This window comes from Streptomyces sp. NPDC007901, assembly GCF_042959465.1.
Lineage (GTDB): Bacteria > Actinomycetota > Actinomycetes > Streptomycetales > Streptomycetaceae > Streptomyces.
This window is the reverse complement of the sequence record NZ_JBIBKW010000007.1, coordinates 278,116-291,647: the sequence shown is the minus strand read 5'-3', so window position 1 is coordinate 291,647 and position 13,532 is coordinate 278,116. Positions and strand designations below refer to the sequence as shown.

Genomic DNA, 13,532 nt, shown 5'->3' with positions numbered 1-13,532 from the left:
TAGGGTCACCTCCGTGCCGAAGCGGACGGTGGCGTCATCCCCATCCCACCTCTTACCCTCCATCCCCCTCCCGCTGTCCCTCTCCCTCCTGGCGGTCTCTCTCTGCTCCTTCGCCGCCCTCTGCCTCCTGCTGCACGCGCCGATGGCCGACCTGCTGGTCTACCGGGCCGAGGGCGAGGCCGTGGTGCACGGCGGTGATCTGTACGGCTTCACGGTCACCGAGTGGCGGCTGCCGGCGACGTATCCGCCCTTCGCGGCGGTCCTGTTCGTCCCGACGACCTGGATCCCCGTCCCGGCCCTGAAGGTGGCGTTCCTCGCGGGCGACGCGCTCCTGCTCGCCTGGCTCGTCGCCCTCTCCGCCCGCCTGGCCGGGCGCCCGCTGCCCCTCCCGGCGCTGTGCGCGGCGACGGCCCTCGCGCTCTGGCTGGAGCCCGTCTTCCAGACACTCCTCTTCGGCCAGATCAACCTGGCGATCGCCTGCCTGGTCCTCTGGGACCTCACCCGCCCGCCCGGCGCCCGCGCCAAAGGCCTGGCCCTGGGCATCGCGGCGGGCGTCAAACTCACCCCGGCGATCTTCATCGCCTATCTGTTCCTCACGGCACGCAGAAAGGAGGCAGGCGTTGCGACGGCGTCCTTCCTGGGCACGGTCCTGCTCGGTGCCCTTCTCCTCCCCTCGGCCACCGCGGACTTCTGGACCCGGCGCCTGTTCGAGACGGGCCGGGTCGGCAAGGCGTGGATCGTCGACAACCAGTCGCTCCAGGGCCTGATCGCCAGGGCGTCGGGCACGGAGACACCGGGACCGGCCTGGGTGCTCCCGGCGGCCGGTCTGGCGGCGGCGGGCCTGTGGCTGGCGACCCGCGCCGGCCGGGCGCACGGGGACCGCATGTACGGGGACCGCTGGGGCATCCCGCTCACCGCGTTCACGGCCCTGCTGGTCTGCCCGATCAGCTGGTCCCACCACTGGGTGTGGTGCGTGCCCCTGCTCGCCGTACTCCTGGCGGCCGGCCGGCCGTACCTCGCCCTCACCACCGCGGCCCTCTTCAGCGCCCGCACGATGTGGCTGCTGCCCCACGCGGGCGACCGGGACCTCCACCTCCCGTGGTGGCAGCAGCCGCTCGCGTCGCCGTACCCGCTCCTCGGGCTGGCGCTGCTGGCGAGTGCGGCCCTCGCCCTACGACGGCACGGCCGCACCCTGCGCGGCGGCGGTGCTCAGCCCTCCGCGAGGATCTCGTCGGCGTCCATGATCCGGTAGGCGTAGCCCTGTTCCGCCAGGAAGCGCTGGCGGTGGGCGGCGAAGTCCTGGTCGATCGTGTCGCGGGCGACGACGGAGTAGAAGTGGGCCTGGTGGCCGTCGGCCTTCGGGCGCAGGACGCGGCCCAGCCGCTGTGCCTCCTCCTGGCGGGAGCCGAAGGTGCCGGAGACCTGGATGGCGACCGTCGCCTCCGGCAGGTCGATGGAGAAGTTGGCGACCTTCGATACGACCAGCACGCTGATCTCGCCCTCGCGGAAGGCGTCGAAGAGCCTCTCGCGCTGGGCGTTGGAGGTCTCGCCCTTGATGACGGGGGCGTTCAGGTGCTCGCCCAACTCGTCGAGCTGGTCGATGTACTGGCCGATGACGAGGATCTGCTGGCCCGCGAAGCGCTTCACGAGCGCCTCCGTGACCTTCCGCTTGGTCGCGGTGGTCGCGCAGAAGCGGTACTTCTCCTCGGTCTCGGCGGTGGCGTACGCCAGCCGCTCGGAGTCCGTGAGGTTCACCCGCACCTCGACACAGTCGGCGGGCGCGATGTACCCCTGCGCCTCGATCTCCTTCCAGGGAGCGTCGAAGCGCTTGGGCCCGATGAGGGAGAACACGTCCGATTCCCGGCCGTCCTCGCGCACGAGGGTGGCCGTCAGCCCCAGCCGCCGGCGCGCCTGCAGATCGGCGGTGAACTTGAAGACAGGAGCCGGCAGCAGATGCACCTCGTCGTAGACGATCAGACCCCAGTCCCGGGAGTCGAAGAGTTCGAGATGCGGGTAGACGCCCTTCCGCCTGGTGGTGAGCACCTGGTAGGTGGCGATGGTGACGGGCCGGATCTCCTTCCGGGTCCCGCTGTACTCGCCGATCTCGTCCTCGGTGAGGCTGGTCCGCTTCACCAGCTCGTGCTTCCACTGCCGCGCGGAGACGGTGTTGGTGACGAGGATCAGGGTGGTCGACTTGGCCTGCGCCATGGACCCGGCCCCGACCAGGGTCTTCCCGGCCCCGCAGGGCAGGACCACGACACCGCTCCCGCCGTGCCAGAAGTTCTCCACGGCCTGCTTCTGGTACGGCCGCAGCGCCCAGCCGTCCTCGGCGAGCTCGATCGGGTGCGCCTCGCCGTCCACGTACCCGGCGAGGTCCTCGGCGGGCCAGCCCAGCTTCAGCAGCGTCTGCTTGATCTGCCCGCGCTCGGAGGGGTGCACGGCGACGGTGTCGGGGTCGATCCGGGCGCCGACCAGCGGGATGATCCGCTTGGAGCGCAGGATCTCCTCCAGCACCGGACGGTCGGTGGTGGTCAGCACCAGCCCGTGCGCCGGGTGCTTGCTGAGCGTCAGTCGGCCGTAGCGGTCCATCGTCTCGGCGATGTCGACCAGCAGCGCGTGCGGCACCGGATAGCGGCTGTACTCCACCAGCGCGTCCACGACCTGCTCGGCGTCGTGTCCGGCCGCCCGCGCGTTCCACAGGCCCAGTGGGGTCACCCGGTAGGTGTGGATGTGCTCCGGCGCCCGCTCCAACTCGGCGAAGGGCGCGATCGCCCGACGGCACTCGTCGGCCCGCTCGTGGTCGACTTCCAGGAGCAGGGTCTTGTCGGACTGGACGATCAGAGGACCATTCACGCGCGGCACCCTTTCCCTTCGGCCCGTGCGGCCATCGCCGTGGCGGCCATCGTCACGGGCCAAAGTTCCAGTGTGCCTCATGTGCGAGCGATCACCGGCGGTGCTCGACGGAACGTGCACCGCCGGTGACCGGCTTCGACAGCCTCCTGATCGTTCGGTGCAACCCTGAGCCCGTTTCGGGTGTCATGTCCGGGGGAGGCCGCGCAGTGCGCGTGGTCTGGTGAGGAGGGGTGCGGTGACGTCCGTACGCATCTGGGTGACCGGCGCCGGGGCGTTGGCGGTGCTGGTGGCGGCCGGGGCCTGGGCGCGCGGGTCGAGTGCCGTGGACGCCGGTCTCTGGGCCGAGGTGCGTCCCGCGATCGAGGCCCGGCTCGTGACCCAGGCCGCCGGGACCGGGTACGGGGAGACCATGCCCGCGCTCAGGTCGCGCTGGTTCTGCCGGGCGGAGGCCCTGGACCTGCTGGAGAGCGGGGGGCAGGTGCACGCCGGCGTCGACACCCTGTGCCTGGAGTACGGGGTGCGGGGCGGTGCCCTGGTGGAGTGCGGCGGCGCGCAGACAGCCCAGGTGGTGCAGCTACGGCGGGACACGGCGAACGGCGGCTTCCGCGTCGTCTCCGAGGCGGAGGCACCGGACGGCGCGGGCTACGCCGAATGGAACGAGGCCCACTTCAGTCCCTACGCCGAGTCCCGTATCGACCGGCCGATGGAGTCCGCCGACCTGCGGACCGCGGCCCGCGCCCACTTCGGCCTGCCGGCGAACGCACCGGTACGCGACTGCTAGAGGTTACGAGACGGCTGGAGGGGACCGGCCGAGGTCGGCCGGTCCCCCGGAGGTGGGGCGGGTCACCCCGGCGGTTCGACGGTGAAGGTGCCCGGAGTGGGGCTCTTCTCGGCCATCGCCTCGCCGGGGGCGGCCAGCCGGGCCCGGACGTGGAGGGTGGATCCGGGTGCCACGTCCGCCAGGAGCGGGCTGGGCACGGCGAGCGGCAGCCGCTGCCCGACCTCGCCCGACAGCAGGTCGGCGTAGCCGGCCACCGGCTCCGCGGCCAGCACGTCCACCTCCGCGCGGTCCCAGTCCGCCAGCCGCGGATGGGGTGCGCTGCTGACCAGCCGTGCGGTCAGGTCAGTGCGGTTCTCGACGACCTGCACCATGGCCGGCGGTCACCGGTGGTGCGGGCCCTCGTGCCGGTGCCCGCCGTGGCCGCCGTGCCCGTTGCCGGCCTTGATGAGCGGGTCCGGGTCGCCCGTCGCGCCCCGGAGCTCGGGCCGCAGAGCGGCCTGCTCCAGATAGGCCTCGGCGCCGGCCCAGGGCACCACGGCCTGTTCCAGGGTGGCCAGCCGGTCCTGGAGGTCGTGGATCGTCTGGACCAGTCCGGGCACGTCCTCGGTGTCCCGACGGGCCATGGTGGGGGCGGGCGCGCGTACGGCACCGGCCGTCGAGACCGACACCATGGCGGTCATCGTGGCGGAGGGCGCCGAGATGTCGGTGACGGAGATCCCGGTCGGCGCGCCGGCGTACGAGTGCGAAGCGGGCTTGCTCGCCGCGGTGAACGAGCTGTTGCCCGTGCTCCCGGGGTAGGTGTCGCCGCCGTCGCCGCGGTTGGCCGCCGACTCCAGGTCGCGCTGGTCGTCCGCCTGGACCAGGCCCACCATGTAGTGGTTCTCGTCCGTGTTGTCCGGCCGGGCCTCGTCGATGTGCCAGATCAGCAGGCCGGGGGCGGGCAGCGAGCGGTCGTACCCGGTCTGCTGGCGGTTCTCCACCAGGAAGTACTCCTTCCCGGGCAGGCCGTCGGTCCACATCCGGAACGCCTCGAAGCCGTTCTTGACGTCGGGGACGGAGAGCATCCCGTTGCTGGTGACGTTGACGGCCTTGGCCCAGCCCTGCTGGACCTTGCACCACGCGGAGGGGTGCGTCGGGACGTCACCGCCGCCGCCCCACGAACCGGCGCCCATCAGGCACCAGTTGCCGACGCCCTCGGACGACCCGTCGACGTCGTACAGGTCGGGGAAGCCGAACAGCAGATGGCCCAACTCGTGGGCGCAGACGCCGATCTTGGCGTCCTCGGGGATGGTGAGGTAGCCGTAGATCCGGGCGCCGTCGGCGTTGTACGCGCTCGGCAGGACCCACTTGTGGGACCAGAGGTCCCCGCGGTGGCCGGTGGCCTCGCCGCCCGGGCCGGAGTGCACGACGATGAAGGCGTCGACGAAGCCGTTGCCGTCGTTGTCGTATGGCGCGTAGTTGACGAGCGGGTCGGCGCCGACGGCGGCGTCCCGGGCCAGGATCTGCGCGCGGGCCTCGCCCGAGGGGCTGCCGATGCCGAAGTTGTTGTTGGCGTACCAGGACAGCTTCTGCGGCATCCGGACCGGGCCGATGACCTCGCCGACGATGTCGACCAGGCCGTGCGTCACCTCGCGGTAGTAGTCGCGCACGCTGCCGTTGGGGAGTTCGCCGACGGAGAAGAACAGCTTCTCGAAGTGCTCGTTGCTCTCGGTCATCGGTTTGTCCGCGAAGTCCGCGAGGACGACGACGACCCGTATCGCGCCGGTCAGCGGGGCGCGGTGGGCGGCCGCGGTGCGGATCACCTCGTGCGGTGTGCCCGGGGGGTATTCGCCGGCCGGGATGATGGTGCCGTCGCCGTAGCCGAACCTCCGGGGGGTCCCGCCGGGCCGGAGCAGGCTCGCCACGTCCGATTCGCCGCGCAGCCGCTCCAGTTCCTGGAGCATCCTGCCGCGCAGTTCCGGGCTGGGTGCGATGGCGCAGAACTCCGACCAGACGGCGACCGTGGAATCCCGTGAAGTGGAAAGGTCAACCATTCCAAGTCCTCCCAAAAAGGGATGTATTGGCTGTTTCTAGGCCAGTGACGCACGCGTGTGCGAGCCCTGCAACATGATCAACTGGTTGCCCCGGGCGCTGGATCCGTCGGACAGCCTCTAGTCCTCCGCGAGCTCCGCCACCCCTGTCACCCGGTGCAGGGGGTAGGTGCGTACCTCGTCCGCGGTGTGGTCGTAGGCCGTGACGAAGCCGCCCTCGACGCGGATGGGGGCGATGACGCGCTGGCTGGCGGTGCCTTCGGCGTTGACGTAGCCGATCCAGAGGGTGTCGCCGGTGAGGACGGCGGCCTGCATGGTGGCGAGGGTCTCGGCGGCGGTGGTGCGGGGGAGTTCGCCGCCCCGGGCGGCGGTGCCGACCGGCTTGCGCGGGGTGGTGGCGGCCAGGTCGCCGGCGCGGATCGCGCGGATCGCTGCCGCCAGGAGAGTGGCGTCCGGGGCCGGCGGGCCGTCCGGGACCGGCTCGGGTGCGGTGCGCGGCGGGGTGCGGTGGGCGTGGGCGCGGGCGATCAGGACGTCGCCCTCGGCGGACTCGGCGGCGGGGGCGTAGCCCATCGCGCGCAGGCCCTCCAGGAGGGTGGCCGGGTCGGCCTGGGTGGCCAGCACCGTCGGGGCCAGACGGCGCAGGCGGAGGGCGGCGGCGCGCTTGTCGGCCATGATCTCGTTGAGGACCGTGTCGTCGTCGCAGCGGACGTACGCCGAGGCCGCGCCCACCCGCAGATGGCCGTGCCTGCGGGCCACGTCGTCGATCAGGTAGGCGAGCGGCTGCGGGACCGGCGTGCGGGAGTGAGTGGTGAGGAAGGCGTGCAGGTCGGTGGCGGTACGGCCGGCGTCCAGGGCGCGGCGGACCGAGGCGGGCGTGAAGCGGTAGACCGTGGCGCCGCCCTTCGACTCGACGTCGGCCAGGACGCCCAGCGCGTCGGCGAGCGGACGGCGCAGCGGGCCCGGGGCGACCGCCGTCAGGTCGGCCTGGAGCAGCACGTGGTCGAGGGGCTCGGGGAGGAGTGGGGCGAGCAGCCGGCCGGCGGCCGCGGCGGCGACGGCCTGTTCGGGCGGGGAGAGGGGTTCGAGGGCGAGGGCCGGATGGTGATGGTGCACGGGCAGCTTGTCCCCGGGACCGGGACCGGAGGGCTCCTGACCCTGCCCCTTCCCCTTCTCCTGCGCCTTTTCCGCCGGGGGTGCGCCGAGCAGGGTGCGGCCGTGCGCCGACAGCGACCCGCGGCCCGTCACGCCCAGCAGCTCGGCCTCCGTCAGCGTCCAGCGGGCCAGTCGGCTGCGCAGGTCGTCCTGGCTCCCCCACGCTCGGCTTCGCTCGCGCGGGGGGACCCCCACCTGCGGGCCGCGCAGCGGGCGTTCCCAGCGCAGCCGGGCCAGCACCGACTCGGCGGCCGGGGCGGTGCCCTCCGGGAGTGTGGCGAGGAGGGTCAGCACCCGGTGTCGTACCTCCGGCGCGGCCGAACGGTCCAGGCCCGGGCCGAGTGCCGACAGGGCGCGGTCCTTGGCGTCCCGGCCGCCGACCAGGCCGGAGGTGCGGGTCGCGGTGAGCCAGGCCGCCGCCAGCTGGGCCCAGCGCTCGCCCGGCGGGCGGTCCAGCCACTCGTCGTAGGCGGGGGTGGCCGCGTAGCGTTCGTCGGCCTCGCCGTCGGAGGCGAGCAGCCCGGCCGCGTAGGCCAGCTCCACCCAGAAGGCGGCGATCGGCTCGGGCACGTCCAGCGCGACGGCGGTCCGCTTCAGGTCCCGGACGCTGAGCCCGCCGGCCCGGAGCACGGCCGGACCGCCTTCGTCCCAGTCCTTCAGCAGCTCCTCGACGGTCGCCAGCGCGGTGTACGCCTGCCCGGCCGCCGTCGCGTCCACAACCTGTGGACGGTGGGTGGCCGTCGGCTCGACGGCGGGCGGCACCGGCTCCGGCTCACGGTGGGCGCGGCCCCCGCGCAGATGCAGGGCGACCTCACGGGGGAGCACGACCGTGCCGGGCACGGTGGGCAGCAGCAGGCCGCGGTCCAGGAGCCAGCGCAGATGGGCGGCCGGTTCCGGGGTGACCTGGCCGTAGGGCGGCCCCCAGACCAGCCGGCCCAGGACCTCGCGGGACTCGGCGGGCGCGGCGGCGAGCAGTTTGGCCATCTTCTTCCGGTGCCCGAACAGCTTGGTGAGCGCGTCCACGGCGGACACCGAGTCATGCGTCGAGGGCAGCCCGGCGTCGGCGACGATCTCCTGGATCCGGCCCGGCGACATGCCCGAGGTCGCCTCCCGCACGGTCGGGCCAAGACCGGTCGGCGACGGGTACTGCGGGGACGGCGCGAGCACCTCCCGCGCGGTCCGCACCAGCCGCAGCCGGTCGTCGTCCCCCCACACCAGCGCCTGGTTCCGGAGCGCGCCCAGCGCGCGCGGCAGGGCCGCGGCGACCGCCGGGTCCCCGTCGTCGCCGGCCATCAGCCCCAGCAGTTCCTGGTACGACGCCGGGTCGCCGGCCACCGCCAGCGCCTCCGCCGCCTGCAGGGCGAACCGGTCCAGGCGCTCCAGGGCGCGCAGCACCGAGGCCCGGGTGCCGGCCCGGGTGGCCAGCTGGGTGAGGTCGGTGGGGACGGGGGTGATGAGGTCGGGGCGGGCGCGCAGCAGTACGGCCAGGGAGGCGTCGTCCCTGGCGCGAAGCGCCTCCGCGAGGGAACGCGGCGGGGTGGCCGGGTTGCTCATCCGACCCACGGTAGCGGGTGCGGGGCGGGGACCGGGATCACCGGTCCCCGGACCGGATCTGTGGAGAGGACGGCCACCGGGCGAACGGGACGTTTCGTAGGTGTCCTCACCTTGCTTCGCGTACAGGGGGTGGTGACGGGGAGTTGAGGTCTGGTGGCTGGCTGGCTGGCGGTCGGCCGGTAGGCGGGAGTGGTCACTCACTCAAGACCTACGGCGAACCTCCCGCCGACTCCAACGCCGTGGCCTGCGCTACCGTCGTCACGACGGGGTATCCAACGCCAACGCAACGCACCCGCCCCGGAGGGGACTTCGTGGGTATCGAGAGCGATCAGGTCGTCTACGAGTATCTGAGCCGGGTCGGGGACATCGCGCACCAGCGCCAGTTGTCCTCCGGCGACCGGATGCGCCTTGTCTCCGGGCTGCGCAACGAGATCGACCGGCACCGGGCGAAGACGACCGTCGACAGTCCCGCCGCGGTACGGCGCATCCTGGACCGGCTGGGCACGCCCGACGAGGTCGTGGAGGCCGCGGGGGGTACGGCGGAGGCCGCCGCCTCGCCGCCGGCGGCCGCGGTCCCCGTCCAGCGGGAAGCGGCACCGGACGGGCGGGCCGAGTCGGCCGATTCGGCGGAGGATCTGCGCCGCGTCGTACCGCGCCCCCGGCCCACCGGGGCGGACGACGGCCCCGGGCAGCCCGACTGGTGGCGGGTGGACAGCAGCCCGTTCGGGGACGGCGACGGGGTGCCGGGGTTCGTGGGGGGTGTCGAGATCCCCGAGATGCTCAGGAAGCCGCGGCTGCGCAAGGAGGAGCCGGAGGCGGGCGCCGACGGGGCGCCGGAGGAACCGGACGCGAAGGCGCCGGAGGCCGAGGCCGGCACCGGGGGGCAGCGCCGTCGGCTCCGCTTCCTGCCCCGTCCCGCCGCGGGCTGGAGCAACCCGCTCCTGCTGCTCGCCGCCGCCGCGCTGGTCGTGGGCGCGGTGCTCGGCAACTGGTTCGCTCTGCTCCTCGGCTGGCTGATCGCCTACGGCTCGCGCCGACTGACCCCGGCGGAGACCAAGCTCGCGGTGATGTGGGTACCGGGGCTGTCCGTGACGGCCGGGCTGGTCTGGCTGTGGGGCCGCAGCGCCGGGCGCTGGGGCGCCCCGATCGCCGAGGGCCACATGAGCGGCGCGGTGGCGGAGACCTGGCCGTGGGTGGTGCGCGGGGCTGCGGTGGCCTCGGCCCTGTTCCTGGTGTGGCGGTCACAGAGGACGCGGTAGGGGGAGGGGCGGTCGGTCGGCGGGCGGCCGCGGGTGGTTCGCGGCTGGGCACGCCCACGTGGCGGAGCCGCATATCGACGCGGCCCAGCGCCTCTGACGGGGCGCTGCCCGGGCGGCCGCCTCGGCGCTTTGTTTGGTCTGGCAGTTGCAGAGGGCGCGGTAGGGGGCGGGACGCTCGGCTGTCCGGCGGCCGCGGGTGCGCGGTGGCTGGTCGCGTCCACGTGGCGGAGCCGCATATCGACGAGGCCCCGCGCCCCTGACGGGGCGCTGTGCGTACCCCAGTGGTGTTGGTGAGCGCTTGGTGTAGGCGCCCCCCACCCCGGTCGAGGCCCCGCGGGGACCGGCACAATGGGCCATATGAGTCCTCGCGCCTTCGCCGTCGGTTTTGATCTCGACATGACGCTCATCGATTCCCGGCCGGGTATCCATGCCACGTACCGGGCGCTCGCCGAGCGGACCGGGACGTTTATCGACGCGGATCTGGCGGTGACGCGGCTGGGGCCGCCGCTCGCCGAGGAGTTGGTGCACTGGTTCCCGGCGGAGCGGATCGCGGAGGTGAGCGATCTGTATCGGGCCATGTATCCGGAGATCGCGATCACGGCGACGCCCGCGATGGCGGGGGCGCGGGAGGCGATCGCCGCCGTGCGGGAGGCGGGCGGGAAGACCGTGGTCGTCACGGCGAAGTACGAGCCCAACGCGAAGCTGCACCTCAGCCACCTCGGCATCGTCCCGGACGCGGTGGTCGGGAACCTGTGGGCCGAGCAGAAGGCCGAGGCGCTGCGCGAGCACGGCGCGGGGGTGTACGTCGGCGACCACGTCGGCGACGTGCGCGGGGCACGCAAGGCGGGGGCCCTGTCGGTGGCCGTGGCCACCGGGCCGTGTGCCGCGGAGGAGCTGCGCGCCGCCGGTGCCGACGTGGTGCTCGGTGACCTCACCGAGCTGCCCGCCTGGCTCACCCGCTACCGCGAGGACACCTCCCGCGCCTGACGGCGCCCCGCGGCCACGGACTGGAGCACTCCGGCGGCCGCGATCAGGAAGCCGACGCCCATGAGCATGCTCAGCAGGTACATGTAGGTCGGAAAAGGCTTCGCACCGAGGAACAGCGGTATCACGGTGACGAGTGTGGCCACCGTACCGATGAAGAAGACCACGGCACCGGCGCGGATCAGTCGGTCACCGGGCCCGGCGGAATTCGCTTGGGTTTTGTCACGCACTCGACCAGGGTAGTTCCCTGCCCGAAGGAACAACCGGGCGACGTCTTGTCACGCGCCCGAAGACCATTAGCCTTGGTACCGGCGGGTCATGGTCGACCCGCCCGAGTGCTATCAAGGGCCGTTCCAGAGCTGTTGCATTCAGAAGTTTCCCGAGCAGTTTCCGACGAGATACGAGGACGAGGACAGACGTGCCTACCGGCAAGGTCAAGTGGTTCAACAGTGAGAAGGGCTTCGGCTTTCTCTCCCGCGACGACGGCGGTGACGTCTTCGTCCATTCCTCGGTTCTCCCCGACGGGGTCGACGCACTCAAGCCGGGCCAGCGCGTGGAGTTCGGCGTCGTCGCCGGTCAACGCGGTGACCAGGCCCTGTCGGTGGTCCTTCTCGACCCCACTCCGTCGGTCGCCGCCGCCCAGCGCAAGAAGCCCGACGAGCTGGCCTCCATCGTGCAGGACCTGACGACCCTGCTCGAAAACATCACGCCGATGCTGGAGCGCGGCCGTTACCCGGACAAGGCCGCCGGCGCGAAGATCGCCGGGCTGCTGCGCGCGGTCGCGGACCAGCTGGACGTGTAGCCGCGTAAGAGACATACACGTCTCGTAAGCGGGTAAGTCCCGTAACCCCTTTTACGGGAAATCGAGTGCGTGCGGGCCGAGGGGCGGGACGAGTCCCTCGGCCGCCGCGCGCGTGAGCAGTCCGCGCACCGCCGCGTATCCGTCCTCGCCGAGTTCCGAGGTGAACTCGTTGACGTAGAGCCCGATGTGCTGGTCGGCGACGGCCGGATCCATCTCCTGGGCGTGCGCCATGACGTAGGGGCGGGACACCTCGGGGTCGTCCCAGGCCGCGTGGACGGAGGCGCGGATCGAGTCGGCGAGCCGGGTCAGGGTCTCGGCCCCGAGCGAGCGCTTCGCGATGATCGCGCCGAGCGGGATGGGCAGGCCCGTCGTGTTCTCCCAGTGCTCGCCCATGTCGGCGAGCTTGTGCAGGCCGTAGTTCTGGTACGTGAAGCGCGCCTCGTGGATGACCAGCCCCGCGTCGACCTTCCCGTCCCGCACGGCGGGCATGATCTCGTGGAAGGGCATGACCACGATCTCGCCCACACCACCGGGAAGGGTGTCCGCGGCCCAGAGGCGGAACAGCAGGTACGCCGTGGACTTCTCGCTCGGTACCGCGACCGTACGGCCGGTCAGGTTCGCCCCCGCCTCCCGCGTCAGCACCAGCGGCCCGCAGCCCCGGCCCAGCGCCCCCCCGCAGGGCAGCAGGGCGTACTCGTCGAGGACGTACGGCAGCACGGCGTACGACACCTTCAGCGCGTCCGACTCGCCGCGCTCGGCCATGCCGTTGGTGATGTCGATGTCCGCGAAGGTCACGTCGAGCACGGGCCCGCCCGGGACGCGGCCGTGGGCGAGGGCGTCGAAGACGAAGGTGTCGTTGGGGCAGGGCGAGTACGCGATGCGCAGCGGGTCACTGGTCATGTGGGTTCCAACTCTCCAGGACGGGCGCGAGCTTCCCGAAGGCCTCGGTCAGGGCGGTCAGCGCGTCGCCGATGCGCCAGGCGGCACGGTCACGGGGGCCGACGGGGTTGGAGACCGCGCGGATCTCCACGGCGGGCACGCCGTGCGCGGCGGCCGCCTCGGCGACCCCGAAGCCCTCCATGGCCTCGGCGAGGGCATGCGGGTGCCGGGCGCGCAGTTCGGCCGCGCGGGCGGCGGTGCCCGTCACCGTGGAGACGGTGAGTACCCCTCCGGGGTGAGCACCGACGGCTTGGGCGATCGCCCGTACGAGCGAATTCGGTGGACGGTGGCTGACGGTCCCGAAGCCGAGCTCGGTGACCGGAACGAAACCGTCGGCCGTCTCGGCGCCCAGATCGGCGGCGGTGATCTCGTCGGCGACGACCAGCGAGCCCACGGGCGCCTGCGGCGCGAAACCGCCGGCGATCCCCGCGGAGACGACCAGCGTGTAGGGGCGGCCGTCGAGGGCGGCGGCCGTGAGCGCGGTCGCGGTGCCGGCCGCGGCGAGGGCCGGGCCGACCCCGGCGGCGAGGACGTCGTGGCCCCCGGGGGTGCGCAGCAGGGTCGCCGCCGGCAGGGACACCTCCGCCGCGCTGCCGAACGCCCGCGCCACCGCGTCCCGTTCGGCCGGGACCGCAGTGGCTACGAGGACGCGTACGGCGGACGTGGTCAGGCGTCCTTCTTGAGCTTGAAGGACCACAGGCCCAGCACCGACTTGTCGCCCTCCTTGATGGAGACGAGGGTCGAGTTGCCGGAGGCGCCGTACTGGGCGTTGAAGAACACGCTGCCCGGGATGGTGCGGTAGGTCTTGGTGCTGGAGTCGGTGAGCGCCTGACCGTTCATCAGGATCGTCCAGCCGTTGTCCGCGATCTTCGGGTCGACGCCGAACCGGACGGTGTCGTCCGGGTCCACCTTGATGGACTTGATCCCGGTGTCCTTGAGGCACTTGGTGAGGGAGGCCGTGTCCAGGGCCTTGCCGTCGTTGTAGCAGGTGGCCTCGGAGTTGACCGAGTTCGTACCGACGGTGATCGTGGCGATCGGGGAGGGCTTGTCACAGGCCGACAGGACGAGCAGTCCGGCGGAAACGGCGCCGGCGGCGGCGACGACGCGGCGGCGTCGCGAGCGGGAGTGCAGCGTGGTCATGGCCGAAGGCTATCGGGAGGTCCCGGCCGTCTCCC

Annotated in this window: 13 protein-coding genes; 5 read left to right on the top strand and 8 right to left on the bottom strand. The window is 72.7% G+C overall.

Annotated features, from left to right (window positions below):
- The first annotated feature begins 13 nt into the window (after window positions 1–13).
- On the top strand, window positions 14–1,252 hold the full coding sequence (locus tag ACFZDK_RS24210; RefSeq protein WP_390975478.1) for a glycosyltransferase 87 family protein: 1,239 nt from the start codon (window positions 14–16) through the stop codon (window positions 1,250–1,252).
- Here ACFZDK_RS24210 and ACFZDK_RS24205 read toward each other — a convergent pair.
- Window positions 1,210–2,853: a DNA repair helicase XPB gene (locus ACFZDK_RS24205; RefSeq protein ID WP_390975476.1), complete on the bottom strand. Its 1,644-nt coding sequence runs from the start codon at window positions 2,851–2,853 to the stop codon at window positions 1,210–1,212. The two genes, ACFZDK_RS24210 and ACFZDK_RS24205, sit on opposite strands and share 43 nt — an antisense overlap.
- Before the next feature lie 235 nt (window positions 2,854–3,088).
- Here ACFZDK_RS24205 and ACFZDK_RS24200 point away from each other — a divergent pair, with 235 nt between their 5' ends.
- Window positions 3,089–3,634, top strand: coding sequence for a hypothetical protein (locus tag ACFZDK_RS24200; protein ID WP_390975474.1), 546 nt, complete (start codon window positions 3,089–3,091; stop codon window positions 3,632–3,634).
- Between the two features lie 62 nt (window positions 3,635–3,696).
- On the opposite strand, the gene ACFZDK_RS24195 is transcribed toward ACFZDK_RS24200, so the two are convergent.
- The 3 genes from ACFZDK_RS24195 to ACFZDK_RS24185 form a co-directional block, all read right to left on the bottom strand.
- Window positions 3,697–4,005, bottom strand: coding sequence for a hypothetical protein (locus ACFZDK_RS24195; RefSeq protein WP_390975473.1), 309 nt, complete (start codon window positions 4,003–4,005; stop codon window positions 3,697–3,699).
- A 9-nt stretch (window positions 4,006–4,014) separates the two neighbouring features.
- Window positions 4,015–5,667 (bottom strand): M6 family metalloprotease domain-containing protein, encoded by a 1,653-nt coding sequence (locus tag ACFZDK_RS24190; RefSeq protein ID WP_390975471.1) that lies wholly within the window; start codon window positions 5,665–5,667, stop codon window positions 4,015–4,017.
- 117 nt (window positions 5,668–5,784) lie between these two features.
- On the bottom strand, window positions 5,785–8,373 hold the full coding sequence (locus ACFZDK_RS24185; protein WP_390975469.1) for a helicase-associated domain-containing protein: 2,589 nt from the start codon (window positions 8,371–8,373) through the stop codon (window positions 5,785–5,787).
- Window positions 8,374–8,684: 311 nt separating this feature from the next.
- Between ACFZDK_RS24185 and ACFZDK_RS24180 the strand changes: the two genes are divergently transcribed.
- Both ACFZDK_RS24180 and ACFZDK_RS24175 read left to right on the top strand, forming a co-directional pair.
- Window positions 8,685–9,632: a hypothetical protein gene (locus tag ACFZDK_RS24180; RefSeq protein WP_390975467.1), complete on the top strand. Its 948-nt coding sequence runs from the start codon at window positions 8,685–8,687 to the stop codon at window positions 9,630–9,632.
- Between the two features lie 357 nt (window positions 9,633–9,989).
- Complete coding sequence (locus ACFZDK_RS24175) at window positions 9,990–10,619, top strand: HAD family hydrolase (protein WP_365688403.1); 630 nt, start codon at window positions 9,990–9,992, stop codon at window positions 10,617–10,619.
- Here ACFZDK_RS24175 and ACFZDK_RS24170 read toward each other — a convergent pair.
- Window positions 10,592–10,846 (bottom strand): hypothetical protein, encoded by a 255-nt coding sequence (locus ACFZDK_RS24170; protein WP_390975465.1) that lies wholly within the window; start codon window positions 10,844–10,846, stop codon window positions 10,592–10,594. The genes ACFZDK_RS24175 and ACFZDK_RS24170 overlap by 28 nt on opposite strands.
- Before the next feature lie 188 nt (window positions 10,847–11,034).
- On the opposite strand from ACFZDK_RS24170, the gene ACFZDK_RS24165 reads away from it, so the two are divergent.
- Complete coding sequence (locus ACFZDK_RS24165) at window positions 11,035–11,418, top strand: cold-shock protein (protein ID WP_093501504.1); 384 nt, start codon at window positions 11,035–11,037, stop codon at window positions 11,416–11,418.
- 51 nt (window positions 11,419–11,469) lie between these two features.
- Here the strand turns inward: ACFZDK_RS24165 and ACFZDK_RS24160 are convergent, their stop codons facing one another.
- Genes ACFZDK_RS24160 through ACFZDK_RS24150 form a run of 3 tightly spaced genes read right to left on the bottom strand, consistent with a single transcriptional unit; the run spans window position 11,470 to window position 13,497 of the window.
- Window positions 11,470–12,318, bottom strand: a complete 849-nt coding sequence (locus ACFZDK_RS24160) for an MqnA/MqnD/SBP family protein (RefSeq protein ID WP_390975462.1) — start codon at window positions 12,316–12,318, stop codon at window positions 11,470–11,472.
- Window positions 12,308–13,054, bottom strand: coding sequence for a futalosine hydrolase (locus ACFZDK_RS24155; RefSeq protein ID WP_390975460.1), 747 nt, complete (start codon window positions 13,052–13,054; stop codon window positions 12,308–12,310). The genes ACFZDK_RS24160 and ACFZDK_RS24155 overlap by 11 nt, the downstream gene beginning before the upstream one ends.
- Complete coding sequence (locus ACFZDK_RS24150; protein ID WP_355708990.1) at window positions 13,024–13,497, bottom strand: DUF2771 domain-containing protein; 474 nt, start codon at window positions 13,495–13,497, stop codon at window positions 13,024–13,026. The genes ACFZDK_RS24155 and ACFZDK_RS24150 overlap by 31 nt, the downstream gene beginning before the upstream one ends.
- Between the last annotated feature and the right edge of the window lie 35 nt (window positions 13,498–13,532).